At 61.4% G+C, this 26,465-nt stretch carries 21 protein-coding genes and 1 pseudogene; 11 read left to right on the top strand and 11 right to left on the bottom strand.

From position 1 onward, the window contains the following. Window positions 1-6: 6 nt before the first annotated feature. From NKJ28_RS13215 to NKJ28_RS13245, 7 genes are all read right to left on the bottom strand, one after another. Window positions 7-1,563, bottom strand: a complete 1,557-nt coding sequence (locus NKJ28_RS13215; RefSeq protein WP_352635883.1) for a class I adenylate-forming enzyme family protein — start codon at window positions 1,561-1,563, stop codon at window positions 7-9. Further along, the gene (gene asnB, locus NKJ28_RS13220) at window positions 1,560-3,581 is read right to left on the bottom strand and encodes an asparagine synthase (glutamine-hydrolyzing) (RefSeq protein ID WP_023675630.1); all 2,022 of its coding nucleotides are present in this window, start codon (window positions 3,579-3,581) and stop codon (window positions 1,560-1,562) included. Before asnB ends, NKJ28_RS13215 begins: the two co-directional genes overlap by 4 nt. A gap of 3 nt (window positions 3,582-3,584) precedes the next feature. After that, on the bottom strand, window positions 3,585-4,568 hold the full coding sequence (nadE, locus tag NKJ28_RS13225) for an NAD(+) synthase (RefSeq protein ID WP_023675631.1): 984 nt from the start codon (window positions 4,566-4,568) through the stop codon (window positions 3,585-3,587). Beyond that, on the bottom strand, window positions 4,565-7,303 hold the full coding sequence (locus NKJ28_RS13230) for a non-ribosomal peptide synthetase (RefSeq protein ID WP_023675632.1): 2,739 nt from the start codon (window positions 7,301-7,303) through the stop codon (window positions 4,565-4,567). The genes nadE and NKJ28_RS13230 overlap by 4 nt, the downstream gene beginning before the upstream one ends. 253 nt (window positions 7,304-7,556) lie before the next feature. After that, window positions 7,557-7,805, bottom strand: coding sequence for a hypothetical protein (locus NKJ28_RS13235; protein WP_156937305.1), 249 nt, complete (start codon window positions 7,803-7,805; stop codon window positions 7,557-7,559). Window positions 7,806-8,291: 486 nt separating this feature from the next. Beyond that, window positions 8,292-9,191 carry a proline iminopeptidase-family hydrolase gene (locus NKJ28_RS13240; protein WP_023675634.1) on the bottom strand — a complete coding sequence of 300 codons (900 nt, stop codon included), beginning with the start codon at window positions 9,189-9,191 and terminating at the stop codon, window positions 8,292-8,294. A 173-nt stretch (window positions 9,192-9,364) separates the two neighbouring features. Further along, window positions 9,365-10,090, bottom strand: coding sequence for a LuxR family transcriptional regulator (locus NKJ28_RS13245; RefSeq protein ID WP_352455332.1), 726 nt, complete (start codon window positions 10,088-10,090; stop codon window positions 9,365-9,367). Between the two features lie 298 nt (window positions 10,091-10,388). Here NKJ28_RS13245 and NKJ28_RS13250 point away from each other — a divergent pair, with 298 nt between their 5' ends. The 6 genes and pseudogenes from NKJ28_RS13250 to NKJ28_RS13275 all read left to right on the top strand — a co-directional run. Further along, a complete protein-coding gene (locus tag NKJ28_RS13250) occupies window positions 10,389-12,062 on the top strand; it encodes an ABC transporter substrate-binding protein (RefSeq protein ID WP_352635886.1) in 1,674 nt (557 codons plus the stop codon). 107 nt (window positions 12,063-12,169) lie between these two features. After that, window positions 12,170-13,198 (top strand): ABC transporter permease, encoded by a 1,029-nt coding sequence (locus NKJ28_RS13255; protein ID WP_352635888.1) that lies wholly within the window; start codon window positions 12,170-12,172, stop codon window positions 13,196-13,198. Then, the gene (locus NKJ28_RS13260) at window positions 13,198-14,172 is read left to right on the top strand and encodes an ABC transporter permease (protein ID WP_352576406.1); all 975 of its coding nucleotides are present in this window, start codon (window positions 13,198-13,200) and stop codon (window positions 14,170-14,172) included. Before NKJ28_RS13255 ends, NKJ28_RS13260 begins: the two co-directional genes overlap by 1 nt. Next, the gene (locus NKJ28_RS13265; RefSeq protein WP_352576408.1) at window positions 14,162-15,187 is read left to right on the top strand and encodes an ABC transporter ATP-binding protein; all 1,026 of its coding nucleotides are present in this window, start codon (window positions 14,162-14,164) and stop codon (window positions 15,185-15,187) included. The genes NKJ28_RS13260 and NKJ28_RS13265 overlap by 11 nt, the downstream gene beginning before the upstream one ends. Then, the gene (locus tag NKJ28_RS13270) at window positions 15,184-16,176 is read left to right on the top strand and encodes an ABC transporter ATP-binding protein (protein WP_352576410.1); all 993 of its coding nucleotides are present in this window, start codon (window positions 15,184-15,186) and stop codon (window positions 16,174-16,176) included. Before NKJ28_RS13265 ends, NKJ28_RS13270 begins: the two co-directional genes overlap by 4 nt. A gap of 110 nt (window positions 16,177-16,286) precedes the next feature. Next, window positions 16,287-16,580: pseudogene (locus NKJ28_RS13275) on the top strand (branched-chain amino acid ABC transporter permease); the annotation flags it as partial. 19 nt (window positions 16,581-16,599) lie between these two features. Here the strand turns inward: NKJ28_RS13275 and NKJ28_RS13280 are convergent. The 4 genes from NKJ28_RS13280 to NKJ28_RS13295 are packed head-to-tail and all read right to left on the bottom strand — an operon-like array spanning window position 16,600 to window position 20,629. Beyond that, window positions 16,600-17,775, bottom strand: coding sequence for an ABC transporter ATP-binding protein (locus NKJ28_RS13280; protein ID WP_023675642.1), 1,176 nt, complete (start codon window positions 17,773-17,775; stop codon window positions 16,600-16,602). Beyond that, window positions 17,768-18,910: an extracellular solute-binding protein gene (locus tag NKJ28_RS13285; protein WP_023675643.1), complete on the bottom strand. Its 1,143-nt coding sequence runs from the start codon at window positions 18,908-18,910 to the stop codon at window positions 17,768-17,770. Before NKJ28_RS13285 ends, NKJ28_RS13280 begins: the two co-directional genes overlap by 8 nt. Window positions 18,911-18,932: 22 nt before the next feature. Further along, window positions 18,933-19,754, bottom strand: a complete 822-nt coding sequence (locus tag NKJ28_RS13290; protein ID WP_023675644.1) for an ABC transporter permease — start codon at window positions 19,752-19,754, stop codon at window positions 18,933-18,935. Then, complete coding sequence (locus tag NKJ28_RS13295) at window positions 19,751-20,629, bottom strand: ABC transporter permease (RefSeq protein WP_023675645.1); 879 nt, start codon at window positions 20,627-20,629, stop codon at window positions 19,751-19,753. The genes NKJ28_RS13290 and NKJ28_RS13295 overlap by 4 nt, the downstream gene beginning before the upstream one ends. A 249-nt stretch (window positions 20,630-20,878) precedes the next feature. On the opposite strand from NKJ28_RS13295, the gene NKJ28_RS13300 reads away from it, so the two are divergent. The 5 genes from NKJ28_RS13300 (at window position 20,879) to NKJ28_RS13320 (ending at window position 26,424) form a co-directional block, all read left to right on the top strand. After that, window positions 20,879-21,805, top strand: coding sequence for an ArsR/SmtB family transcription factor (locus tag NKJ28_RS13300; RefSeq protein WP_352455343.1), 927 nt, complete (start codon window positions 20,879-20,881; stop codon window positions 21,803-21,805). A 184-nt stretch (window positions 21,806-21,989) separates the two neighbouring features. Beyond that, the gene (gene arfA / locus NKJ28_RS13305; RefSeq protein ID WP_352635893.1) at window positions 21,990-23,501 is read left to right on the top strand and encodes an arabinosylfuranosidase ArfA; all 1,512 of its coding nucleotides are present in this window, start codon (window positions 21,990-21,992) and stop codon (window positions 23,499-23,501) included. A gap of 49 nt (window positions 23,502-23,550) precedes the next feature. Next, window positions 23,551-24,642 carry an ABC transporter ATP-binding protein gene (locus NKJ28_RS13310; RefSeq protein WP_023677147.1) on the top strand — a complete coding sequence of 364 codons (1,092 nt, stop codon included), beginning with the start codon at window positions 23,551-23,553 and terminating at the stop codon, window positions 24,640-24,642. A gap of 19 nt (window positions 24,643-24,661) precedes the next feature. After that, the gene (locus NKJ28_RS13315) at window positions 24,662-25,579 is read left to right on the top strand and encodes a carbohydrate ABC transporter permease (RefSeq protein ID WP_051406145.1); all 918 of its coding nucleotides are present in this window, start codon (window positions 24,662-24,664) and stop codon (window positions 25,577-25,579) included. After that, window positions 25,576-26,424: a carbohydrate ABC transporter permease gene (locus tag NKJ28_RS13320; protein WP_031211878.1), complete on the top strand. Its 849-nt coding sequence runs from the start codon at window positions 25,576-25,578 to the stop codon at window positions 26,422-26,424. Before NKJ28_RS13315 ends, NKJ28_RS13320 begins: the two co-directional genes overlap by 4 nt. The last annotated feature ends 41 nt before the right edge of the window (window positions 26,425-26,465 follow it).

The following is a 26,465-nucleotide window of genomic DNA, read 5'->3' on the forward strand; positions in this document are numbered from 1 at the left end:
ACCGACTCATGACAGGGCCGTTTTTTTGAGCTTACCCGTGTCGGTCATCGGCAGACTGGGTACGATGACGATGGACTTCGGAACCATGAAGTTTTCCAGCCGTCTCTGGCACTCTTTCTGCAACTGCTTTTCACCGATCATGCTTCCCTGCTCCATCACGACAAATGCCTTCACTGCTTGCCCGAGCAGCTCGTCCGGAACGCCGATGACCGCGGCTTCCCGTACGCCCGCAATGTTCATCAACACGTTTTCCACCTCCTTCGGCGCTATCTTCTCTCCGCGCGATTTTATGATCTCGTCGCCGCGACCGACGAAGTAGAGATAGCCCTCGGCGTCCATCCGGCAGTAGTCGCCGGTGTATAGGACCTGCTCACCCGGCAGCGGGCCAGGCTTGAGCTTCCTGGCTGTCGCCTCCGGCTTGCCCCAATAGCCCTTCATCACCGTCGCTCCGCGGATGACGAGCTGACCAACGATGCCGGGGCCGACCCGCCTGTCATGCTCGTCGACAATCCACATTTCCGTATTGGGGATGGCGATCCCGACGCTCGACGGCTTTCGCTCCAGATCCTCCGGCGGCAGGTAGGTGCAGCGCTTGCATTCGGTAAGGCCGTACATCGAATAGATGCGGGCGCCAGAAAACAGCTCCTGCAGCAGGAGAATGTGCTTGAGCGGCAGGGCGGCCGCAGTGTTCGTGACGTAGCGAATACTCGAAAAATCCTGATCCCTGAGAGACCTGAGCTCCCCGAGTGCGGCGAAGATGGTCGGTACGCCGGGAAAACCCGTCACCCCTTCTTGCTTGATCAGCCCAAGGATCTGCGCCGGGAAGGCGAACGAGCGCTCAAGCACCAGCCGGGCGCCCGCGCCGAATGCCATGATCATCTGGTAAAGACCGTAGTCGAAGGCGAGCGGCAGGACATTGAGGATCACCTCGTCTTCGGCAAGCGCCAGGTATGAGGAAATCGAGGCGCACGCGGCGATCATGTTTCGATGCGTCAGCATCACCCCCTTGGGCTCGCCCGTCGAGCCGGATGTATAAATGATCGCAGCGAGATCGATGTCGATGCAGCGGCGCGAGGGCGGCGTGCTGCGGGCTGCCGCGACCGCGGCGTCCCAGCGCACAGCATGCGGCAATTCTTGCAGGTCGCTGTGTTCGATCGGCCCGGAGACGATCATGCGGCGCAACGATGGGCAATTCCGCGCCGGCTCCCTGAAAATCGAGTGCAGGTGTTTGTCGGTGATCAGTGCCGTCGGGCGGCAATCGTTGAGCAGATAATCAAGCTTGTCGCTTTTGGTGAGCGGATTGACGATGCACACCACGGCGTTGGCCTTGAGCACCGCCCAGAACGCAATGACGGCCTCGACAGTGTTGTCGGCGAAGACCACCACGCGATCGCCACGCGCAATTCCGGCATCGGTCAAATGGTGCGCTATGGCGTTCGAACGCATATCGAGATCGCCATAAGTGACACGTTGATTGCCGCACACCAGGGCCACCTTCTCGCCGAGCCGGCTGGCAGAGTGGGTGAGATAGTCATGCAGGAGCGGTACGGCGCCATGCATCATGCGAGCACCTCTTCGCGGTGTTCGCGGTCGATATCGATGCTGAGCTTGAGCGTGCGAGCCCCACTTGGAAGGCTCGCGATAAATTGCCGATGAAGAAGCTGCGTCGACAGCACCCCGACAAGCGCCATATTGTCGGAGTTGGACAGGTCGCCGTCGCCGGCGCTGGCCTGGCACTTGTTCAGGAGCCGGGTAACCGACTTGGGATCGAAGACGTTCGCTTCGCGCAGCGCCGCCTCCGAAAGTGCTTCGCGAATGTAGGCCGGAGCGCCATCTGCGACAAAGCAGAGCGCGTTGGGGGCCCGGTAAGGCTGCTTCTTGCGGGTGACGATTTCCGACGGCACGATCGGTTGCGCTACGCGCTTCAGCACATGCTTTTCATCGAGCACGCGCAGCTTGTAGGCGGCAGGAAGCGAATTCGCGAGTCTCACGAGTTCATGATCGAGGAACGGGAAGCGCCCCTCGACGGAATGAGCCATCAGCATTCTGTCCCCTTGTGAGGAAAGCAGGTATCCCGACATCAGCGTCTGAATCTCTATATACTGGTCCTGCGCAAGAGAGCCCCATCGCGAAAACTCCGGCGGCAGGCGGGCAAGCAGCTCGGACACGGCGTTGCGGCGCTCCGTTTGGGCGCGCATGTCTGCCGAAAACAGCCGCTTGATGGCGCTTGTGGTACGCCAGCGCGTGCCATGCGCAAAACCAGGCGCGTCACAGGCGTGGATGTCGCGCCCGAAGAACTGGCGTGCCATCGCCTGCTGCTGCACCGGCGAGCGGCTGAGATAGGGATAGAGGCGCTCCAGCAGCCGCGAGCGTCGCGTCGAGGCGGGCTGGCGTCCCCAGAAGCGGCGGACCTTGCCCTCGCGGAACAAATCGTAGCCGGCGAACATTTCGTCGGCCCCTTCGCCGGTCAGCACGACCTTGATGCCGTGCTGGCGCACCAGTCTCGAGAGCAGGAACAGCGGCGCCGGCGCGGTCCTGAGGATTGGCCGCTCGGTGTGGTAGATCACCTCAGGGAAGATGCCAGCGATATCGCTGCGCGAAACAACCACCTCATGATGGTCACTGCCGGCCACGCCGGCAACCAGGCGCTGGAAATGCGTCTCATCATACTCGGCGTCGGCAAAACGCAGCGAGAAAGTCTGGAAGCGCTCGCCCGCGAAGCGTCTCCCCAGCGTGGCGACCAGCGAGCTGTCGAGCCCGCCGGACAAATAGCAGCCGACCGGCACGTCGGCGCGTACTATCCTGAGCGCCGTCGCGGCTTCCAGGGCGCTGCGCACTTCCTCCACCGCGTCATCAAGCGAGCCGGTGAATTCATCATCGCCGGGTCCGTCAACCTCTGGATAGTCAGGCTTCCAAAAAGCCCGCTCCCGGACGACGCCGCTGTCATAAATGCGGACATGCCCCGGCGTGAGTTCGCTTACTCCTCCAAACACGCCTTGTGGCGGCGCGACAGTCCAGAGTGTGAAAGTCTGATCGATGCCGGCTGGATCGAAGGCGCGGGGTATATCCGCATCGGCCGCGAAAATGGCCTTCACCTCGCTGGCGAAATAAAGCCGTCCGCCATGCTCGCAAAAGTGCAGCGGGCAGATGCCGAACCGATCCCGCGACAAGACGAGACGACCTGCCACGGAGTCCCAGATGGCGACTGCCCACTGCCCATTCATTCGCTCGAAGGCGGCCTCGCCCCAGGCATGATAGGCATGGACGATGACCTCGGTGTCGCTGCGTGTGCGAAAGCGATAACCGAGCGCGACCAGGTCTTGTCGCAGCTCGACGTAATTGAAGATTTCGCCGTTGAAGACGATCCACATTGTGTCGCCCGCGCCGGCGAGTGGCTGCTGGCCGCTTGCGAGATCGATGACGGACAGGCGGGCATGCGCCAATCCCGCACGTCTGTCCCGGTAAAGGCCGCGTTCGTCCGGGCCGCGATGCGCCAGCGCGCCCGCCATGCGTATCAGCGCATCGCGGGAAGGGGGCGCCGCTGCGGCGCTCAGCGACACAATTCCGGCGATGCCGCACATCGCCTAGCCCTCGCCCATTGAAGAGGACACCAACGGCCGCGCGTGAAGATAACGTGCGGCGCGCCGCTTGCTGTCGATATCCTTGAAAACCTTCTGGACCTGCATCACGGTGAGGCCGGTTGCCTCGGCGACGTCTTCGTCGGCGATCCCATGGTTCAAGCCGTAGAGGCACAGATCCATCAGATAATAAGGAAGCGCGAAGTAGAACTCCTCCTGACTCTGCGCCATCGAGAAGGTGTCTGTGGTGGGCGGTCTGCGCCGGACCTCTTCCTCCACCCCAAGATATTCGGCCAACTGGTAGACCTGGGTCTTGTAGAGGTGGACGATTGGCATCAGGTCGGCAATTCCGTCGCCCTGCTTGACGAAGAAGCCCTGGTCGTACTCCAGGCGGTTCGGCGTGCCCGCTACCGCGTAGTTGAGGCGGTCGGCATGGTAGTATTCGGTCATCTTGCGCAGGCGCTGCTTGTAGTTGGTTGCAGCGACGATCTGCAGATAGGCTGCCGACGGCAGGCGCACCGTGTCGGTCCTGCCCTCGGGGTCCTGAACCGTGAGGCGCGTGATGTTGAGACCGTTGCTCTCGAGAACCGAGGCGAGCACCAGCTTGCATTTCCAGCCGTCCCCATATTCGGGAACGACGGTCTGGATTGCTTCGGTCTGCCGTCTATAGGCGCCGATCGCTTCCAGGGCCGGCGTTATATCCTCCAGGATCGTTTCGATACCAAGGTGTGCGGCGACAATGCGGCCGAGCCTCAGTGAGTCGCCGGAGGAATGGCGCTCCGGCATGAATATCCCGAGGACCTTGCCTTTCCCAAAGGCGCGAACACACAACGCCGCAACGACGGAGCTGTCGATGCCGCCTGAGAGGCCGACAACCACCCCTCGACGTCGCAGCGTGCCGAGGACCTGCTGGCGCAAGATCTGGACGATGCGATCGACTTCCGCGCCAGCGTCGAGCACCAGGGCGTCTTTGCCGAATGTTGAGATCAGGTCGATGGCTTGTACTCCAGTTTGCGAGACTCGATTGGCGAATAGGTTTTCGCCACCGCTTTCTCGATAAGGGGACGATTGGTGGTAAGGTGAGGCTCTACAACCAGATCGATGTGGCTGCCGACGATCGGAATCACGTCCAGATGGGCGAAGACGCTATCCCAGCCGATTGCCAGAGGCATTCCGGGTCGAGCACAGCGGAACAGGGTGCCTGTGATCGGCAGAGCCGGCTTTGGCTCGGCCACCCACTGGAAGAAGGCTTGCGCGCGCAAAACCTCTTGCAGTTCCAGTTTGGTTCTAAAGCTCGTCGCGTTGAACTGTCCTTGAGCGAAGCGGTCGAGAAACTGGACCAGTTGTGCCTCGCGCTTCATTGCCACGGCGACTTTCGCGAGGGCGCGGCATGCCATCCGGTAAGCGGACACGCGGTTGGTTCGGATTCGATTGAATGTGCGCGTAAACGTCTCCCAGCGGGCGCTTCGCTCCCCGACGAGGCTGGTGTCGAGGATGCCGAGGAACTTTACGGTTCGCCCCGCTGCCAGCAGCCGCGCCGCAACTTCGAAGGCAACAGCGCCGCCGAGCGAATGGCCGAGAAGTCGTACATGGCCCGAGGGTTGGGCGCGGCGGATCTGGTCGACGGCGGCGTCGGCCATATCGGCGAGGCTGTCTTGTCCGCGCAGTATCATAGCCAGGGCCGGATACCTGATCGGGGCAACGCGGGTCACCTTGCCCATCGCTGCTGCAAAGGCTGCAAGGCTCGGGCCATAGCCGACGGACCCCGGGAACAGAAAAAGAATGGGAGGGTCGTGCTTCTGGGCGCGCGCGCTTTGATCGCCTGCCTGGGCGGACACGACCGCCTTGACCATTTGCTCCAGGCTCATCCCGACGGTGAAGGCCTCAAGGCCGAGTTCCTGCCCGATGGCGCTTTCGATTTCCATGACGCAGTGCAGCAGCTTCAGCGAATCTCCTCCGGCGTCATCCCAGCGTCCTGCCGCCACGCGCGTATTGAGAATGCTGGTCCATGCCCGCTGGACAACCTGCTGCGCGGTCAGCTTGCCTCGCGGCTCGAGCGGACGCGCGGTCGCCGCTGTCTCTCTGGCTGAAAGATCCATCTCTGCAAGTGTCGTGATGTCGACTTTGCCGCTCGGCAGACGCGGAATCTCGGCGATCGTGTGCAACCGCAAGGGACGCAGCGGCGGCGGCAGATTGGTCCTGACAAGCTGGCGAAGCTCGTCCGAAAAGGTCGCTTCGGCCGAGCGCCGAGGAACAGCAAAGGCGACAAGCTCATTCGCGGCCGTCACGATTGCCACGGCATCCGCGACAGAGGGTGCACAACGCAGCACCCGTTCGAGTTCGGCTGGCTCGACGCGTCGACCGTTGATTTTTACCTGGCGCCCCTTGCGACCGACGATGTGCAGTAGGCCTTGATCATCAAGTCGAACGAGGTCACCTGTCGCGAAAATCCGAAGGCCTGGATCGTGCGGGTCTGATGTTGCCGGCACAACCGCCCCGTCCTCCCAATGGCCAAGCAAGACATACGGGCTCCTGATCAGAAGCTCTCCGCTGCGGCCCGGTTGAACGCGGCGGCCCGCTTCGTCGACAATTGCGAAGGTGATTCCAGGCAGCAGCCAGCCAACTGGAACCGAATCTCCATGCTCTGGCCAGTCTCGCGGCAGGAACCATTGCGAGCCGGTGGTCTCGGTTGACGAGTAACCGATCTGGATAAGGCACGTATCGGAGACGGCCTTGCGCAGCAGGGCGATGTCGGTCCAGGGCACCTTCTCGCCACCGATCCGGGCGACTCTGAGTGAATGGAACGCTTCTGCAGGTCCGTCTGCCATAAGCGCGCGAAGCAGTGCCGGCACCAGATAGGTGATTGTCACGTCTTCGGATCGCACCAGGCGTTGAACGGCGCGCAGGCCGACCGCTTCGACTTCGACCAGATGCAAGGTGGCGCCGGTGAGAAGAGCAGCAAGAATCTCCCGGCACCCGGCGATTGTGGCGGGTCCGGTCAATGGCAGGAAAACATCATCCGAGTTGATGTGGCACGCATCGACATATTGCTGGACCCGGCACAGCAAGCTGCGCTGGCTGTTAACGATGCCTTTGGGCCGGCCCGTACTCCCTGACGTATAAAGCACGATGGCGGGCGCATCGACCGAGACGGAATAAGAACGAGGCACTTGCCCAGCCTGCGAGGCCGCACTGGTCGACACATCGATCCAACTGACCAGGTGGGGCAATCCATCGGGTCGGACATTGCCCTCGCCCAGGACAGCTGAGAGCCGCGCCCCGGCCACGATTTCAAGGATACGCGAGCTAGGATCTCGCGCGTTGAGTGGCACCGAAGGCCGCCCAGCCGTCATGCTTGCCAGCATGGCAATGGGATACCAGGCCGAGTTGGCCTGAAGAATCCCTATCGCCTGTCCGTCTGGGACGGTCGCCGCGATCTGGTGGGACAGCGTCTCGACTGACCGGAGGAGCTGGGAATAGGTCAGACGATTGGCGCCGTCGCTGATTGCAAGCTTGTCGGGGTACTGGCGGACGACATTTCTCAGGTGATCGAAGGCCGCAATGTTGGTAAAATCGACGCCCAATCTTTGAAATGGGCGCAGTACGGGACCACCCTGATCCAGTGCGTATTGTGGGACACTGGACCAATTATCGGAGGTCGTTGTCTGACAATCCACCGCTAGATCCTGATCCGCGACTTCTGATCCCAAATATGCCGAAGACATGAGTTGCCTACGCTAAGATTAGGGTCACTTATCGCCCCCCGCCCCAATCTTTTCATCGATCATTCTGATGATGCCCTGATCTTCCCTCAAGGGCGCTTGGTTAGTCACTTCGCCTGTTTCGCAAGCCGCCGGCCGAGCCAATCATGCCGGGCTCGCTGGCTGTTGTGGTGCGCATGACACGGACACATGCCAAGGCGGGCTCGAAGACCAAGGTGGGGTCGAAGATGGAATTGCCGCTATTCAGGCATATTGCCTATTCGGTGGTTCTTCCGGACGACACCGGCGATGCTTCGGTGTCGGAATAGCTGCCGGGGACGAAACAATAGGCATAGATCTGTCCCCGATTTTCGTCGGTCACGCGGATCCAATCCTTTTCCCACGTTCGGAAGGTAATACGCCCGCCCGTCATCATAGCTGCGGCTCTGAACGGACTCGGCGCGTTGACAACGCGCACCGAGATAACATCGTCGCCGTCCATACGCTCGACGAGATACGTCTGCATGAAAGCCTCCCCATGCCCCGCTAGATCACCCGCACTTTAACGCCGGCTAATGAATTCGGTTGCAACTGCTTGGCGAAACTTTGGGTCCGATACTTTCCGTACCCACCGGCAACTTGGTCCTCCGTATCCGTCAGGTTTTTCAGCGACGGGATGCCAGTTCAGGGGAGGGCAGGCTGATTGCGGCCATGCCGGCGACATGCCAATCTGCGCCGCAACGTTAGGCCCCTGCCTCCGCGGGCAATGGAAAAGGCGCTCGAATGGGCTCCTTTATGCTGTCCGTGATCTGGCATTCTGCCCGTGATTTGGCCTCATCGGACGACCCTGCAGGCCTTTGCGGGACATCCACATAGCGTGGCGTCGCCATCACCGAGGCATAGCAATGTGCGTCGGCAGAGAAATGGGACGGTTCGAGGTTTTCTGAACCTGCCTCACGACGACTGCGTCGTGTCGACGATCCGTTGGAACAGAAGACCTGGCGCTGGAACGTCAATCGTATTTGGCCAGGAAGCGCCCGACGGCGCTGAGGCAGTCGTACTTTTCCTCCACATGCGGCATGTGGCTGGAATTCGGGAAGACCAGGCCTTCAACGTACGGGATAAGATCCAGAAAGGGCTGGACGCAGGCCTCGGTCGCTTCGTCGTAGAAGCCGCGGAAAACCAGGGTCGGCGCCTCGATCCGATGCAGGCGGTCGACGATGGTCCAATTCCGCATCGTGCCGATGACGTGGAACTCATTGGGACCGTTCATGGTGTGATAGACGGTCGGATCTTCCTCGATTGCCGCAAATGTCCGGGCGACCTCTGGCGGCATCGGAACGACGCGACAGACATGACGGTCGTAGAAAGCCTTCGTCGCCGCAACATATTCGGGGTGATCGGTGGTTCCCGCCGCTTCGTGCCGGTCGAGCGCACTTTGCACATCGGCTGGCAACTCGGTGCGCAATTGCCGGGCTCCTTCCACCCACAGCGCCATCGAGGCCAGCGAATTGGCCAGGATCAATGCCTTGAGCCCCTCAGGGCGGCGCACGGCGTGCTCGGCCGAGAGTATGCCGCCCCAGGACTGGCCGAGCAGGGCATAATGGCCGGCAATGCTGAGATGGGCGAGCAACGCATCGAGTTCGCCCAGGAAGAAATCGACGGTCCAGAAGTCGCCGCCCTTGTCCGGCAGATGGGTCGATTTGCCGTTGCCGATCTGATCGTAGTGGATGACGGCTCGCCCGGTTCCGGCAAGCTCCTTGAATGAGTCCACATAGTCGTGGGTGCAGCCCGGTCCACCATGAGCGACGACCAGGGGCAGCTTGCCCGACCCGAGGTCCCCGGTCACACGGTACCAGGTGCGATAGCCCTTGTAGTCGCTAAATCCTTCGGTGATCGCATGTGCCGTCACAGTCCAAGCTCCGCATCATGGCGCGGCAGGAGCCACTTTGGTGCACCCCTCCCAAGCCTTGTGTGCGGCCGACGGTACTAAGCGGCCCAGCGCATTTACAGCTAGCACTATTTATAGGTTCGCCGGTTATGGGTTTGCCCGAGGCAAGGCCGATCCCCCGCAGGTCACGAGCCTCAATGCTCCGGTTCGAGCAGCCGGTAATGGGCGGCGAGCGCGATGGCATGGAAGCGGTTGCGCGCGCCAAGCTTTCGCGTCGCCGCGTTGAGGTGCAGCGTTGCGGTAGGCACCGCGCGGCCAATCTCACGCGCGACCTGCTTGGCCGTCAGTCCGGCAGCGGCCAGGCGCAGGCACTGACGTTCGCGCGACGTCAGATGGACATGTTGGCAGGTGCGGATTCCGGCGTCGAAACCGGTGTAGGCGGAGTCATGCAGCAGATGACCCAGATCTCCGATCTCGGCGATCAAGGGTCTGGCTTCGAGCTCGAACCCGGCCTCCGGATCGGCACGGATCGCGGTGAAGGTGGCGAGATCGCCGCCGGCAAGGCGAATGGGTACGGTGACGCCGCAGGTCATCCTCGTGTCAAGCAAATAGCTGACCACAGGATCGTGCTTGGACTGGAGCACGCGCTGCATGACGGTGCTCTGAACGCCGCTGTGCGACCAGAGAAACGGTCTCGATACGGTGAGCGCGGCCTCCTGCACCGGGTCAAGCTGATAATATCCGCCCTTGCACCAGAGATCCTGCATGTCGCGCGGCACGTTGCGCAGAGCCATCAGCGACGGCGTGATAAGCTCGCCCTTGTGACTGACCGGCACGGGCGTATAGTCGTAGATGAATGCGGTGAAACCGATGGGCTCCAGCACCTCCGTTGCCACCGCCATGGCAGCGTCGATGCTCATTCCGGTTTCGAACCGGCTCTCTAGATCGCCTGGAAGGCTTTGCATCGGGCAAGCTTACCCGCTGATGATTGCTTGTCAAATAGCCATGTCGGCCGGCTGCTCAACAAATAGGCGGGATAAGCCTGTCCGACCCTATCTATCTTAATAGCTATCCCGTCCGGCTTCGCTCGCCGTAGTCTTTTGCGATCGGGCCAAGTAGCGCACACCGTTCGCAAACCCAGACTGTTTCAGCCGCGCAATGGTCGATCGACCGGGTTCAGCGCGGCAAAAGCCGACACGCCTCCATGAGGGAACAAATATGCGACCCCAAAAAGCATTTGCAGCGTTGATACCCTGCCTGGCTCTGCTCGGCGTGACCATGATGTCGCCGGCAAGCAGTGCCTTGGCCACCGAGGGCAAGCCAGGCGGCACACTCCGACTGCTGGCCAATGCCGCGGCAGGCACCGCCGATCCGCACATCAACTACACGCTGCAGTATTTCCAGATCAATTATGTCCTCTACGATGGCCTGGTGACCTACAAGAAGGCCGGGGACAAGACCGGCTTCGAAGTCGTCGCGGACCTGGCGGAAAGCCTCCCGCAGGTCGAGAACGGCGGCAAGACCTACGTCTTCAAGCTGCGCAAGGGCATCAAATTCGCGGATGGCTCGGATGTCACCACGAAGGACGTGGTGGCTTCGTTCCAACGCATCTTCAAGATCAGCGGGCCGACGGCCGGGACCTTCTACAAAGGCATCGTCGGCGCGGATGCGTGCTTGAAGGCCCCCGCTGCATGCACCCTCGAAGGTGGCCTGTCGGTCGACGATGCGGCCGGAAGCATTACCTTCAACCTGGTCCAGCCGGATGCCGAGTTCCTGCAGAAGCTGGCCGTTCCACACGCGTCGATCCTGCCGGCGAGCGCGCCGCTGAAGGACGCCGGCACCGATCCGATCCCGGGTACCGGACCGTACATGATCGCCAGCTACGACCCCAACAAGCTAATGAAGATTGTGCGCAATCCTCACTTCAAGGAATGGAGCAAGGAAGCGCAGCCGGCCGGATATCCGGACGAGATCGACTATGAATTCGGCCTTACCGACGAGGCGGCGGTGACGGCGGTCGAGAATGGCCAGGCGGACTGGATGTTCGACCCACCGCCGTCCGACCGTCTCGCCGAACTCGGCACCAAATATGCCGCGCAGGTCACGGTTCACCCGCTGACGGCAATGTGGTATGCGCCGATGAACACCAATCTGGCGCCGTTCAACGACATCCGCGTTCGCCAAGCTGTGAACTTCGCGATCGACCGCGCCGCGATCGTCAAGCTGTTCGGCGGCAGCAATCTGGCGCAGCCGGCCTGTCAGATCCTGCCGCCGGGCTTCCCGTCATTCGCAGCCTATTGCCCGTTCACCGCCAATCCAGGTGAGAAGTGGTCGGCGCCGGATATGGACAAGGCCAAGCAATTGGTCGCGGAATCGGGAACCGCAGGTCAGGAGGTGACGATCATCACCGAGGACACCACGGTCTCCAAGGCGATCGGCGTCTACCTGCAGGATGTGCTCAACCAGCTTGGCTACAAGACGTCGGTCAAGCCGATCTCGCAGAACATACAGTTCACCTACATCCAGAACACCAATAACAAGGTGCAGATTTCGATCTCGCAATGGTTCCAGGATTACCCGGCGCCATCGAATTTCCTGCAGGTCTTGTTCAGCTGTGCCTCGTTCACGCCGGGCTCCGACGCCTCGGTCAATATTTCGGGGTTCTGCGACAAGTCGATCGACGCCTCGATGGACGAGGCAGAGGCAGCCACCATCGCCGATCCGGCCAAGGGCGCGACACTCTGGACCGCCATCGACAAGGCTGTGACGGACAAGGCTCCGGTCGCTGTCCTGTTCACGCCAAAGCGCGTCGATGTGATCTCTTCCAGGCTGAAGAACTTCACCTTCAGCCCGCAATTCTACTGGATTGTCAGCCAGTCCTGGGTGGAATAGCCGACCGGAGCCAATGCGACGGAGTGCCGCTGGCTCTCCGTCGCATTTCCTTTTCCGGCGGATCAGCGCATCTTCCAGGCCGCGATTTTTCCCAGGCAATCCTGTTCATGGTCAATGTCATTGCGGACCAGCCTGCCATCCCGGTTCGCCGGGCCACCGATGGCCCGTGGCGCACCGCTTGGCGCAAGCTGAAAGGCGATCGTTCGGCAATATCTGCCTTCGCCGTGCTCGTCGTCATCGTGATCGCCTCGCTCGCGGCGCCGCTTTATGCGCGATACGTCTCCGGCACCGATCCATTTGTGACCAATCTCAATGGCGAGATCGTCGTCGATGGGGTGACCCAGCCGGTGCTGCAGCCCTCCACCGAAGGCCTTGGCCTCGGCATGACGCCGGTCGGGCCGACCTGGCGCATCGGCCCCTATATGCTCGGTGCCGACAACCAGGGCCGTGACGTCGCGGCGCGGCTGCTTTACGGCGGACGGGATTCGCTGTTGATCTCGGGTGCTGCAGCCGTGCTGTGCCTTGTCCTCGCGACATTCCTGGGGGTCGTTTCCGGCTTCTTCGGCGGCATCGTCGACATCGGCCTGTCGCGCATTCTCGACGTGCTCTGGGCTTTTCCGATTTTCCTGTTGGCGATTTCGTTGTCGATCGTGCTGATTGCGCAGAGTATCCAGATCGGTCCGTTCGAAATCCGCTCCGGCAGCCTGTGGCTACCGGTCTTCATCATCGGCATCGTCTATGTGCCCTATGTGGCGCGGCCGATCCGCGGCCATGTCCTGACCTTAATGCATGCCGAATTCGTCACCGCTGCGATCGGCGTTGGCGCATCGCCCTGGCGCATCCTTTTGCGCGACATCATGCCCAATGTGGTGACCCGCATCATCGTTTTCGTGCCGTTGATCCTGGCGCTCAACATGATGACGGAATCCTCGCTGTCGTTCCTGTCGATCGGCGTGCAGCCGCCGGATGCCAGCTGGGGCACGATCATCCAGGACGGCCAGGGCCTGCTCTATTCGCGGCCGGTCGTGGCACTGGCGCCGGGGCTAGCCATTGTGATCACGGTGCTGGCCCTAAACATTCTGGGCGACGGCGTGCGCGACGCGCTCGATCCGAAATCCTCGCCGAGGGGCGTCTAGTGGTTGCCGCGCTCGGCTTCCGGCTTGGCCAGATGGTGCTGGTTATGTTCGGTATCAGCGTCGTCGCTTTCCTGATCTTCTTTGCGACGCCTGGCGCTGATCCATCGGCGCGCATTGCCGGCCGCAATGCTTCGCAAGAGACGCTGATCCAGGTGCGCCACGATTTCGGTCTCGACCGGCCATTGCCGGTGCAATATGGGCTGATGATGAACCGGCTTTTCGTCAGCCGCGATCTCACCTCCTTCGTCAATCGCGGGCAGCGCGTCATTCCGACCGTGATAAGCGCCATTCCCGTGACGCTGTCGCTGGTCGGCGGCGCGGCAGTGCTGTGGGTGCTCGGCGGATTGATCGTCGGTGTGATCGCAGGCGCAACGCGCGGTACATTCATTGATCGCGCGCTGATGATCCTGAGCCTGGTAGGCGTGTCGATCCCGGTCTTCTGGCTGGGCGAGGTCGCCAACCTGCTGACGCAAAGCCGCTGGCACGACAGCTGGCTGTTTTCCTGGGTTCCTCCGCTCGGCTACATCCCCCTGACCGAGAATCCCTGGGGCTGGTTCAAGGCGCTCGTCATTCCGTGGTTCACGCTGGCAACCCTTTATGTCGGCCTCTACGGCCGGGTGCTGCGGGCAAGCCTGATCGAGATGATGCAGGAGGATTTCATCCGCACCGCCCGAGCCAAGGGGATCGGCGAGCGGCGGGTGGTGCTGCATCATGGCCTCAGGACCTCGCTGGTCGCATTTGTTACCATGTTCGGCCTCGACTTCGGTGCCCTGGTCGGTGGCGGCGCGCTGCTGACCGAAGTGGTCTTCGGACTGCAGGGCGTCGGAAAACTGACCTACGAGGCGCTGCAGACGCTCGATCTGCCGATGATCCTTGCCACGGTGATCTACGCCGCCTTCTTCGTGGTGATGGCAAACTTCGTCGTCGACGTGGTCTTCGTCATAATCGACCCGAGGGCTCGCGATGTCGGCTGATGCTCCTCTTCTGGTGGTCAAGGACCTCACCGTCTCCTTCCGCAGCGACGAGGGCCTGGTGCGCGCGGTGGGAGGTGTTTCGTTCTCCGTCGAGCAGCGCGAGATCGTCGGTGTGGTCGGCGAATCCGGTTCGGGCAAAAGCCAGACCTTGCTCGCCATTATGGGGTTGATCGACAGCCCCAACGCTATCGTCTCCGGTTCCATCCGTTTCATGGGACGGGAGCTGATCGGGCTCAAGCGGCGTGCGCTCGATGCCATTCGCGGCCGCCAGATCGCGATGATCTTCCAGGATCCGATGTCTGCGCTCACCCCGGTGCATACGATCGGCAACCAGATCGGCGAGCAGGTCCGCGCGCATGAAAAAGTGTCGGCGAAAGCGGTACGGGCGAGGGCCGTGCAATTGCTGGATGCGGTCGGCATCGCAAATCCGGATCGGGTCATCGACAGCTACCCGCACCAGCTTTCCGGCGGTATGCGCCAGCGCGCGGTGATTGCCATGGCGCTCTCGTGCAACCCGGCGCTGCTCGTCGCGGATGAACCGACTACAGCCCTCGATGTTACCGTGCAGGCGCAGATCCTCGAACTGATCGGACGATTGCGCGACCAGTTCGGTTCCGCTGTGATCCTGGTCACGCACGATCTTGGCGTCGTCGCCGAAGTCGCGGACCGGGTACTGGTGATGTATGGCGGACGCTTTGTCGAGGAGGGCGGCAAGAGCAGCGTGTTCCGGGCGCCGCTGCATCCCTACACATGGGGCTTGTTCGGCTCGATCCCGCCGATGGAGGGACCACGTCCAGCCCGGCTCGCTGCCATTCCGGGAATTCCGCCATCGCTCTCCAACCTGCCGAAAGGCTGCGCCTTCAGCCCCCGCTGCGCCTTTCGCCACGACGCCTGTCTGGTTCAACTGCCGATCATGCAAGGCGAGAGCCATCGCGCCGCGTGCCTGTTGCCGGAGCCTACGCGCAGACAATTCGCTGCCCAGAGGCCTGGCGGCGTGGTGGAGATGCAACGATGAATGCCAGGCCACGCGAACGTCCGCTGCTTCGTGCCGGCGACCTGTCGAAGCGCTATAGCGTCGGCCGCTCGATCTTCCCGGCGCAGCGCCGGACCGTGCATGCGGTTGATACGGTGTCGCTCGACATCTGGCCCGGGGAGACCCTCGGCATCGTCGGCGAGTCCGGTTGCGGCAAATCCACGCTTGGCCGGTGTCTGGTGCGTCTGACCGAAATCAGCTCGGGGTCGCTGGAATTCGAGGGCCGCGACATCAGCGACGCCTCCCAGCGCCAGCTTCGTCCGTTGCGGCGGCAGATGCAGATGGTCTTTCAGGATCCCAGCGCTTCGCTCAATCCGCGCCGGCGGGTCGGCGATCTGCTGGCCGATCCGTTCCGCATGCATGAACGCCTCTCGGCATCGGAAATGGCGGACCGCGTGGCCGAGCTCCTGCGCCGGGTCGACTTGTCGCCCCAGCACGCATCGCGCTACCCGCACGAATTCTCCGGCGGCCAGCGCCAGCGTATCGGCATCGCCCGCGCGCTGGCGCTGCGGCCACGGCTGATCGTGGCCGACGAGCCGGTCTCGGCGCTCGACGTGTCGATCCAGGCGCAGATCGTCAATCTGCTCGCCGACCTGCGCGAGGAGTACAACCTGACCTATGTGTTCATCGCCCACGATCTTTCCGTGGTGCGTCAGATCTCGAGCCGTGTGGCGGTGATGTATCTGGGATCGATCGTGGAGAGCGGGCCGACCGACGAGGTCTTTGCGGCGCCCAGACACCATTACACCGCGGCGCTGCGTTCCGCCGTGCCGATACCCAGCATCGACCGGGCGCGGCGCGGCCGGCTGGTGCTCAAGGGTGATCTGCCCAGCCCGATGAACCCACCCTCGGGGTGCCGGTTCCACACCCGTTGCCCAGCTGCCACCCCGATCTGCCGCAGCGAGCGCCCGCTTCTCCAAAGCATTGGCGAGGGCCGCCTGGTCGCGTGCCATCATCCCGCCGACGGTTGACTAGGGGAATTCTCGTTCAACGATATCGGATCAGGACCGTTCAGCCGCAATCGTCGCTTCGGCGAGAATAGAGGCCGATCTGGACGCCGCACGATCCGACGCTATGTTGCGCTTCGGCGCTCAAGGCGATCGTTTTTCAGTTTGCCACGCTCACCGACGTCACCTGGCAGATGTCGGGCGAGGTGATCCTGATGACGCTCCTCGGCGGCATCGGCACCATGGTCGGGCCGATCATCGGCGCCAGTTTGGTCGTCGGCCTGGAAAACACGCTCGCCACCTCGAACTTTCCGGTGACCATCGCCACCGGCCTGACCTTCATGGTCTGCGTGCTGGTTTTCCGGCGCGGTATTGTCGGTGAGGTCTATGCGCGGTTTCTCGGGCCAAAGGGTGACGCGAAAGACTGAACGGCTCAGTTCCGCCTCGCTAGGCGATGCGTAAGCCTTGCGCGTCGAGAAGCACGCAGCCCAGCGGGTCGAAGCAGACATCGACCGCTTCGCCTTCACGCAGCGGCTGGCCGTCGATCAACGTGTTGGCGCGCACCAGCGTGCCGGCGCCGATGTCGATCTCGTAGACCGCATTGCCGCCGAGATAGGAGGTCGAGACGATCCGTCCCGCCAGCCTGTTGGCAGCACCGGCGGTACCGACGGTAAGCTTCTGCGGGCGAACGACAACGGTGACCGCGCTGCCGGTCGCGAGCGCCTTCGGCGCGGCCGCCTTTACGACATGGCCGGTGGCCAGCGCGATCGTCGCCATCTTGCCGTCCATCGCTGTCACGCTGCCGGGCAGCATGTTGGCCTTGCCCAGGAAATTGGCGACGAATGCGGTGGCCGGCTGGTCATAGACCTGCGCGGGGGAGCCGATCTGCTCGATCAGGCCGGCGTTCATCACGACGATGTGGTCGGACATCGACAAGGCTTCTTCCTGGTCGTGCGTCACGAAGATAGCGGTGATGCCCGTCTCCCTCTGGATTTTCTTGATCTCGACGCGCATGTCCTCGCGCATATTGGCGTCGAGCGCCGACAAGGGCTCGTCCAGCAGCAGCACTTCCGGCTCGAAGACGATGGCGCGGGCCAGTGCGATGCGTTGCTGCTGGCCGCCCGAGAGCTGCGACGGCAGCTTTGTCTCGCTGCCGGGCAGCCGCACCATATCCAGCGCCTTCTTGACCCGGCGCACGATTTCCGGTTTCGGCACGTTCCGGTATTTCAGGCCGAATGCGACGTTGTCGAAGACGTTCTTGTGCGGAAAGAGCGCGTAGTTCTGGAACACCAGACCAATGTTGCGCTTGTAGATCGGGATGTCGTCGACCCGCTTTCCGCCGATCGAGATCTGGCCACCGGAGATGTCGACCAGGCCCGCGATCGAGCGCAGGATCGTCGTCTTGCCGCACCCGGACGGCCCCAGCAAGGTGACGAAACTACCCTTGCGGATCGCCAGTGAAAAATCGCGCACAGCGGCGAACTTGCCGTAGAAAATATCGATGTCGCGAAACTCGACCGCAGGCTTTCCTATCGGCTGCCGCTCGCTCTGGGCGAGCGGGTCGCCATCAGCCCCGGCCGAAGCCGGCCGGGGCTGCTGGTCGTGGCTGTTGTCGTCATGCACCTTTCGACACCCTGTCCCATTGCTTGGTCCAGGCGTCTTCGTTCTTCGCCCAGTAGAGCGGATCGGCGAAGGTCAGCGATTTCATCGATCCAGTCGGGTCGAAGGCCGGAAGCGCCGCGATCTTGTCGGTCAGCTTCACCTTGGTCGGGTCAAGCGATGGCGGATAGTTCTGGCCCTCGGCGACGGCGATCGACGTGGCCGGATCCAGCATGAAATTGATCAGCTCCTCGCATTCGGCCATCGGCGATCCCTTGAGCACCAGCATGTCCTCCATCCATGCGTATGAGCCGGCAGGGTCGAGATAGCCGATCGGCTGGCCCTGCTGCTGCAGGGCGGCGACACGTCCTGACCAGGCGTCAGTGACGACGATCTCGTTTCGCGACAGGAGGTCCATGAGTTCCGCGCCGGAACTCCAGAACTTCTTGGCCAGGTCGCGGGTCTCGCGAACCTTGGCCCAGACCGCATCCATGTCCTGGATGTTGTTGGGGTCCTGTTTCGTCTGCAGTGCCGCATACCAGACGCGCGTCGTCATATCGGCGTAGCCGCCGATCTTGCCGGCATATTTCGTGTCGGTAAGCAGGTTGGCGCCCTTTTCCTTGGCTTCTTCCGGCGAGATGACCTTGTTGTTGTAGGCGATGCCGGTGGTGCCGTAATCATATGGCACCGCCGACAGCTTCGGCGTGATCTTACGGAACGGCTCGATCATGGCGGTCAGCACATTCGCCATGTTCGGAATGTTCGCCTCGTTGATCTCGGAATTGAAACCGCCATTGACGTATTTGATATAGTAGTTGACGCCGGAAGAATGGACGATCTGGAAGTCGCCTGGTTTCGACGTCTTGATCTTGGTGATGATCTCGTTCTCGTCGCCAAAGGTGCCCTGGACGACCTTGACCTTGGACTTGGCGGTGTAAGGCTGGAACGCGTACTTATCGATCGCCTCCTGCACCACGCCGCCCCATCCGTCGAAGCGCACTTCCGAAACCGCGGCGAGCGCCCGTCCCATCCAGGGCATGGAAAGCCCGGTGGCGGCGGCAGCGGCGGCCGTCAGCGTCAGGAACGATCGGCGGCTGATGTCGCCATTGGCATAGCGTTCGTTGAGCCGTTCCAGTCGTTTGGTGGTTGTCAGTTTCATTTCCATTCTCCCATTTTCATCTTCACTTGCCTGCCTTGAACCAGGTGAGGCTTTGCAGGACGAGCCCGCCAGCCAAGGGAATGCCGACCGTCAAAAGGATCATGACGGTTCCGAGCGCGTTCACCTCGGGGCTGATCGAGATCTTCAGCATCGAAAGGATTTGCGTCGGCATGGTCTCGACGCCCGCCGGCCGCCAGAACAGGCTGGCCGAGGTGTTGTCGAACGAAATGGTGAAAGCGAGCAGAACACTGGCAAGCACTGCGGGAATGAGCAGCGGCAGCGTGATTTCGCGGAATGTCGACACACGCGGCGCCCCGAGCGAAAGCGCCGCCTCCTCATAGGAACGTTTTATGCCGACCATGCGCGCCTGGACGATCAGCACCACGTAGGGGAGCGTGAGCAGAATGTGGCCGAGCACCAGCAGCGTCATGCTGCGCGGCTGGTCGACGGCTTTGATCATGACCAGCAGGCCGACGCCGAGTATCGTTTCGGGGACCAGCGCGGGAAGAATGACAAGCGTGTTGATCGCCTGCTTGCCACGGAACTCGAAGCGCACCAGCGCCAATGCCGCCATGATGCCGAGCAGCGTCGTCACCGTTGCCGTCACCAGGGCAATCCACATCGATGTCCGGAAGGCGTCGAGAACCGGCTCGTTGGTGAGCAGCTTTTCGTACCATCGCAGGCTGAAGCCGGTGAGGGGAAAGCCGCCGAACATCGAGGCGTTGAAGGAAAGCACGACCGTGGCGAGGATCGGCGCAAACATGAAGATGTAGACGCACACCGTGATCGCGCCGGTCAGCCGCCACGCCCATCTGCCTTCGCGATTGGGATGATCCGCTCTCATGCACTGAGGCCCTTCATGATCTGCGATAGGCCCATATAGCGGCTGTAGGCGGCCGCGGCCGCGCCGAGCAGGACGAACAGGACGATGGAAAGCGTGGCGCCCATCGGCCAATTGAGCTGCCCCATGATGGTGTCGTAGATCAAGTTGCCGAACAGCGCATCGCGGCTGCCGCCGAGCAGCTGCGGCGTCACATAGGAGCCGGCCGCCAGCACGAAGCAGAGCAGCAGCCCGGCGCCCAGCCCCGGCATCGATAGCGGCAGGGTCACTTCGCGAAACGCCTGCGCGCTGGTACAGCCCATCGAGCGGGCGGCGGCGATCAGCGTGCGGTCGATGCTTTCCAGGCTGACATAGACGTTCAGGATCATATAGGGCAGCAGAAAATGCAGCAGCCCCATGATGACGGCGCCCTCGGTGTAGAGCATCGGCAACGGCTCGTTGATAACCCCCAGCCTGATGAGCACGACGTTGATCAGCCCCTGTTCGCCGAGAATATGGATCCACGAGAATGTCCGGATGGTGAAGCTGATCCAGAACGGCACGATGAGCAGCAGCAACAGCAGCCATTTGTGCCTGAAGGTCGTGGCCCAGATGAAATAGGCGGGGAAATAGCCAAGGATCGCGCAGATCACAGCGGTGATGGCGCCGACGCGAACGGTCTTCCAAAGAAAACCGTGATAGTAGCTGTCGGTGAGGAATTCCTTCCAGTTGTCGAAGGTCAGCACCGCCGATTCCACCCCCGCGGTGACGAAGGTGAAAAACGTGTAGACCGTCATCATCGCGATCGGCAGCAGCAGAAGCAGGGTAAGCAGTAAAAGCACAGGCGCGACGAGGACCCAGGCCAGTCGCTGATCGTATAATTTCCACCCTTTGGTCACGACCCGTCCAACCACTCTATGTGCAAGCCGCCATCACCGGGCTCGGCTCCGGACTAGATTGGGCGATCGGCGTTCAGGTGTCCACTCTGCATATGGCTCCTGCACAAATTCTGTGCAGGGCCACCGCGCGACCCTCGCCCTGCCGGATTCAACAAATTGCCCGGCGTTCCGCCTGCACATTGATTAAATCAGATATCCCGATATACAGGGTAATTTCGGATATAGATTTTACATGGGCCGGGCAATTTCATGAGTCGCAATTTTCTGGTGATTGAACCTGAGGAAGGCATTGCCGTGCTCAAGGGGCTTGCCTCCTCGGCGCGGATCTCGATGCTGAAACTGCTGCATGAGAAGGGGCCGATGAATGTCAACGAAATCGCCGCCGTGCTGTCGCTTCCGCAGTCGACCGTCTCGACCAACATCCAGGTGCTGGAGGATGCGGGGCTGATCCGCACCGAGAACCTGAAAGCGAAGAAAGGCAGTCAAAAAATCTGTTATCCGACGGCCGAAGAAGTGCTCGTCGTGTTCAAGAGCGAATATCGTGCGGTCAAGAACGACGCGATCGAAGTGTCGATGCCGATCGGGCTTTATACCGGCTTCGAGGTTACCGCGCCCTGCGGCCTTTGTTCGCCGGACGGCATCATCGGCCTGCTCGATGTGCCGAACACTTTCCTTGATCCGGACCGCATGAAAGCCGGTCTGCTATGGTTCACGCGCGGTTTTGTCGAATACCAGTTCCCCAACAATGCCAAGCTCGCCAATGCCGAGATCACCGGACTCGAAGTTGCGATAGAGCTGTCTTCGGAAGTGCCGGGCACCAGCGCCGATTGGCCCTCGGACATCACGCTGACGATCAATGGCGTCGATGTCGGCACCTGGACGTCGCCGGGGGATTTCGGCGACAAGCGCGGCGTCTTCACGCCCTCCTGGTGGAAGCTCAAGGGCTCGCAATACGGTAAGCTGAAGAACTGGCGAATTGCCAATGACGGCACCTATGTCGACGGCCTCAGGATTTCCGAAACCGGCCTCGCCGCACTCGATCTGAAGAGCCATCATTCAATCCGCGTCCGTATCGGCGTCAAGGACGACGCCAAGCGCCCCGGCGGGATCAATATTTTCGGCAAGGGCTTTGGAAATTACGATCAGGACATCCTGCTCAGGATCAAAACTGGTTGATATCATGAAACCGGGTTCTGAGGATAACGCAGCAATTTCAACTATCTGGCTTTCTGCTGTGCCAAGGCGTTCGTCTAATTGTCCTACATTTGGGTATTTTGGCTTGACGAAGGGCTGCCAATTCCTCTTTGATATCGGGCAAGATGATTTAAATCATCGTTTGTGATATCGATGGGAGGAATGCATGAAGGCAGCCGTTACGGCTCATCCGCATTATGTTGTCTCGGAAATCGATCCGAGGCTCTACGGATCCTTCATCGAGCATCTGGGGCGGGCAGTTTACACCGGCATCTATGAGCCCGGCCATCCGACAGCGGATGCCAGCGGCATGCGTCAGGACGTCATCGATCTCGTCAGGGAACTCAATGTTCCGATCGTCCGCTATCCCGGCGGCAATTTCGTCTCGGCCTACAATTGGGAAGACGGCATTGGCCCCAAGGAACAGCGCCCAGTGCGCCTCGACCTCGCCTGGCACACATCGGAAAGCAACGAAGTCGGCCTGCATGAATTTGCCGATTGGTGCACCTCCGCCAACACCGAGATGATGCTTGCCGTCAATCTCGGCTCGCGCGGCCTCGATGAAGCCCGCAACCTGCTGGAGTACGCCAACCATCCCGGCGGCAGCAAATGGAGCGACAGGCGCATCGCCAACGGCCGCAAGGAGCCCTTCGACGTCAAGCTCTGGTGCCTCGGCAATGAAATGGATGGCCCCTGGCAGATCGGTCACAAGACCGCGGACGAGTATGGCCGGCTGGCGCATGAGACGGCCAAGGCCATGCGCGCCTTCTCCAAGTCACTCGAGCTGGTGGTCTGCGGCTCTTCGAATGCCAAGATGCCGACCTACCCTGAATGGGAAGCGACGGTTCTCGACCATACCTACAACGAGGTCGACTACATCTCACTGCACATGTATTTCGACAACGACGCCAACGACGCTCCGAACTATCTCGCCATGAGCGAAAAGCTCGACGACTACATTGTCTCGGTCGCCGGCGTCATCGAGTATATCAAGGCCAAGAAGCGCTCCAACAAGCAGGTCTACATCTCGTTCGACGAATGGAACGTCTGGTACCATTCCAAGGAGCAGGACAGGAAGATACTCGGCGGCAGCAACGGCTGGCCGTTCGCCCCGCCGTTGCTCGAAGACATCTATAATTTCGAGGATGTGCTGCAGGTCGGCCTGATCCTCAACACCTTCATCCGCCGTTCCGATGTCGTCAAGATCGCCTGCCTGGCACAACTGGTCAATGTCATCGCGCCGATCATGACCGTTCCGAATGGCCCGGCATGGCGGCAGACGATTTTTTATCCCTATCTGTTTGCTTCTAACTATGGTCGCGGCAATGCGCTGGATCTCAAGGTGGAAAGCCCGACCTACAAATCCAGCGTTGCGGGCGACGTCGCCTATGTCGATGTTGCCGGCGTGCACGACAGGCAAACCGGCCACGTCACCTTCTTCGCCGTCAACCGCCATTCGAGCGAGGCAATCGAAACAGTGGTCGACCTCACCGGCTTCGGCGCGGCGGAGATCGTCGATCACCAGGTGATGGCACACGCCGATCTGAAAGCCGTCAATTCGGCCGAAAACCCTGGCAATGTCGGCCCCAGGAAGGGTGAGGGCGCCTCGCTCGCCGGCGGCAAGCTGAGCCTGTCACTGCCGGCCTATTCCTACCAGGTCATACGCCTGAGGCTCTGAGTTCAGGCGGATCATCGAGAAAGCGCAAACGCTGAGGAGGAGCGTCGACGTGACGGCCGATATCGAGATCAGGAACGTGAGCAAGCAGTTCGGTGCCATGACGGTGCTGGATCATCTGTCGCTCTCCATAAGGGCACGCGAATTCATCGTGTTCCTGGGCCCGTCCGGCTGCGGAAAATCGACGCTTCTTCGAATGATTGCCGGGCTCGAAGCTGTCGACAGCGGCGAGATTGCCATCAACAACGAGCGCATCGATCATCTGCCACCGGGCAAGCGCGGCATTGCCATGGTGTTCCAGTCCTATGCGCTTTATCCGCATATGACGGTGCGCGACAACATGGCCTTCGGCCTTGCGAATATCGGCGTACCAGGCAAGGTCATCGAGGCGCGCATCAATGAAGCCGCCCGCATGCTGGAAATGCCGCATCTGCTCGATCGCAAGCCGGGCCAGCTCTCCGGCGGTCAGCGCCAGCGCGTCGCCATCGGCCGTGCGATCGTCAAGGAGCCGAAGGCCTTTCTGTTCGACGAGCCGCTCTCCAATCTCGATGCCGCGTTGCGCACCCGCACCCGCATCGAGCTTGCCCAGCTTCACCAGCGGCTGCAATCGACGATGATCTTCGTCACCCATGATCAGGTCGAGGCAATGACGCTGGCCGACCGCATCGTCGTCATGAACAATCGCAAGATCGACCAGATAGGTACCCCGATGGAGATCTACGAGCGCCCGGCGACCAAATTCGTCGCGGGTTTCGTCGGCGCGCCGGCGATGAACTTCGTCGATGCGACGCTTGACAGATACGGCAAGAACGCCACGGCCAGGTTTGCGGACGGCGTCTCGGTGCAGACCGAGATCGCCTCCAGCCAACTGACCGATGGCAAGTACACTTTCGGCATCCGTTCTGAAGACGTGCGCATCGTTGCCGCCGGACAGGGCAATGCCGGCGGCGTGGTCGATGTGCTCGAGCGGCTCGGCGAACGCACCCTGATCTACGCGCGGCTGGGCGATGGCCAGCAGATCGTCGGCTCGGATGCCGGCAACAGCCGCGTCGCCGTCGGCGACAGAATCGGGCTCGCCTTTGATGGCCAGAAATCGCATCTGTTCAACGAGACCGGCCGCGCCTGGCATGCGAGGGAGGCCTGAGATGGCTGACCGGCTGGCGATGTCCCCGACCGCGACGCTTGCTGTCGGCGTCAGAGCCCCTACCGCCGACATCTATGCGCCGCAATGGCGAAACGTCATTTTCGTTGCGCCATTCTTGTTCTTCTTCACCACGCTGCTGCTCTTCCCGCTGCTCTGGGGGATGTGGCTGAGTTTCCACAAGGCCGACACGTTTTCGTCCGGAAATTTTGTCGGTCTCGGCAATTACGCCAGGCTGTATCACGACAAGGTCTTCCTGCAATCGATCTGGAACACCTTCTATTTCGTGCTTCTGACGGTGCCGACGCTGGCGCTGATCGGCCTTTTCCTGGCGCTTTGCCTCAACCGCCGCACGCGCACTGCCGCGGTTTTGCGGACGCTGTTCTTTTCCTCGTCGGTGCTATCGGTCACCATCGTCACGCTGATCTGGCGCATCGTCTTCATTCCGAATGTCGGCCTGTTGTCGACGATCTACGGATGGTTCGGCGCAACGGCTCCGGCCTTCATTTCCGATCCCAGCCTGGCGATGGTCGGCATCGCCATTGCCACCATCTGGTGGTGTATCGGCCTGCCGATGATGCTCTTTCTCTCGGCGCTCCAGCAGATTCCACAGGATATTTACGAGGCGGCAGCGCTGGACAATGCCAATCGCTGGCAGACGCTACGCTCGATCACGCTGCCGTCGATCAAGCGGACCTTCATCCTGGTGATCATCATCCAGATCGTGCTGCAATTCCAGCTGTTCGGCCAGGCCTGGCTGATGACGCGCGGCGGTCCGAACAACCTGACCAAGCCGATCGTGCTCTACATCTACGATACCGCATTCCGTCGCTGGGATCTCGGCCTGGGCGCCGCTGCATCGGAAATCCTGTTCATCCTCATCCTGGTCGCGGCCATGGCCCAGTACCTGGTGACACGCAGCAGGGGAGACCAGGCATGAGCGCCACAGCAGCTTCCATCAAGGGCCGGGCATTTGGCGACCATTTGTTATTGGCCCTGGTCATCCTGCTTTCGATCGTCATGATCGCGCCGGTTCTGTGGGTCATCGGCCTGTCACTCAAGGACAATACGGAGCTGATGGCCGATCCGAATTCGGTGTTTCACGCGCCCTATACGCTGAAGAACTACATCAACACCGTCGGCACCTCGTCGGTGTTCATCTGGGTGCGCAACAGCATCATCGTCTCGGGCGGATTGACGCTCGGCACGTTGATCCTGTCGTCGCTCGCCGGCTACGGTTTTGCACGGCTGAATTTCCCCGGCCGAGACGTGCTGTTCGTGATCGTGCTGTTCGGTCTGGCGGTCCCGGAACAGGCCGTGCTTGTCGCCCGTCACCAGATCTTCAGCATGCTGAAGTTCCACAACACCTATCAAGGGCTCATTCTGCCGGGCCTTTCGGCTCCGTTCGGTGTCTTCCTGATGACCCAGTATTTCAAGGCCATCCCGAAGGAGCTGGACGAAGCCGCCATGCTCGATAACGCCAGCCGGCTCAGAATTTTCTGGAAGGTGCTTCTGCCGCTCACGCTGCCTGCGCAGGCGACGCTCGGCATCTTCACCTTTCTCGGCGCCTGGAACGACTACTTCTGGCCGCTGATTTCGGCGACGAAGAAGGACATGTTCACGCTGACGGTCGGCATGGCCTCGACCCAGACCAACTTCGCCCAGTCCGAAGGCATCGGCTTCCTGATGGCGCAGGCGGTGTTCGCCGGTGCACCGATCCTGATCGTCTACCTGTTCTTCCAGAAATACATCGTCACGGCGGTCTCCGGCGCTGCGGTGAGATAACGAAGATTGCCTGACGGCCGGGGGAATGCGCAGCGATTGAA

Source organism: Mesorhizobium sp. M0145 (genome assembly GCF_040322355.1).
Classification (GTDB): Bacteria; Pseudomonadota; Alphaproteobacteria; order Rhizobiales; family Rhizobiaceae; genus Mesorhizobium.

Excerpts from the sequence above, each read along its gene's own strand:
- NKJ28_RS13230 (WP_023675632.1), bottom strand. The coding sequence starts at position 7,303 with ATGTCTTCGGCATATTTGGGATCAGAAGTCGCGGATCAGGATCTAGCG.
- NKJ28_RS13315 (WP_051406145.1), top strand. The coding sequence starts at position 24,662 with ATGTCCCCGACCGCGACGCTTGCTGTCGGCGTCAGAGCCCCTACCGCC.
- NKJ28_RS13245 (WP_352455332.1), bottom strand. The coding sequence starts at position 10,090 with ATGAGCATCGACGCTGCCATGGCGGTGGCAACGGAGGTGCTGGAGCCC.
- NKJ28_RS13290 (WP_023675644.1), bottom strand. The coding sequence starts at position 19,754 with ATGAGAGCGGATCATCCCAATCGCGAAGGCAGATGGGCGTGGCGGCTG.
- NKJ28_RS13285 (WP_023675643.1), bottom strand. The coding sequence starts at position 18,910 with ATGAAACTGACAACCACCAAACGACTGGAACGGCTCAACGAACGCTAT.
- NKJ28_RS13250 (WP_352635886.1), top strand. The coding sequence starts at position 10,389 with ATGCGACCCCAAAAAGCATTTGCAGCGTTGATACCCTGCCTGGCTCTG.
- NKJ28_RS13235 (WP_156937305.1), bottom strand. The coding sequence starts at position 7,805 with ATGCAGACGTATCTCGTCGAGCGTATGGACGGCGACGATGTTATCTCG.
- asnB (WP_023675630.1), bottom strand. The coding sequence starts at position 3,581 with ATGTGCGGCATCGCCGGAATTGTGTCGCTGAGCGCCGCAGCGGCGCCC.
- NKJ28_RS13255 (WP_352635888.1), top strand. The coding sequence starts at position 12,170 with ATGGTCAATGTCATTGCGGACCAGCCTGCCATCCCGGTTCGCCGGGCC.
- NKJ28_RS13270 (WP_352576410.1), top strand. The coding sequence starts at position 15,184 with ATGAATGCCAGGCCACGCGAACGTCCGCTGCTTCGTGCCGGCGACCTG.
- NKJ28_RS13320 (WP_031211878.1), top strand. The coding sequence starts at position 25,576 with ATGAGCGCCACAGCAGCTTCCATCAAGGGCCGGGCATTTGGCGACCAT.
- NKJ28_RS13215 (WP_352635883.1), bottom strand. The coding sequence starts at position 1,563 with ATGATGCATGGCGCCGTACCGCTCCTGCATGACTATCTCACCCACTCT.
- NKJ28_RS13300 (WP_352455343.1), top strand. The coding sequence starts at position 20,879 with ATGAGTCGCAATTTTCTGGTGATTGAACCTGAGGAAGGCATTGCCGTG.
- arfA (WP_352635893.1), top strand. The coding sequence starts at position 21,990 with ATGAAGGCAGCCGTTACGGCTCATCCGCATTATGTTGTCTCGGAAATC.
- NKJ28_RS13265 (WP_352576408.1), top strand. The coding sequence starts at position 14,162 with ATGTCGGCTGATGCTCCTCTTCTGGTGGTCAAGGACCTCACCGTCTCC.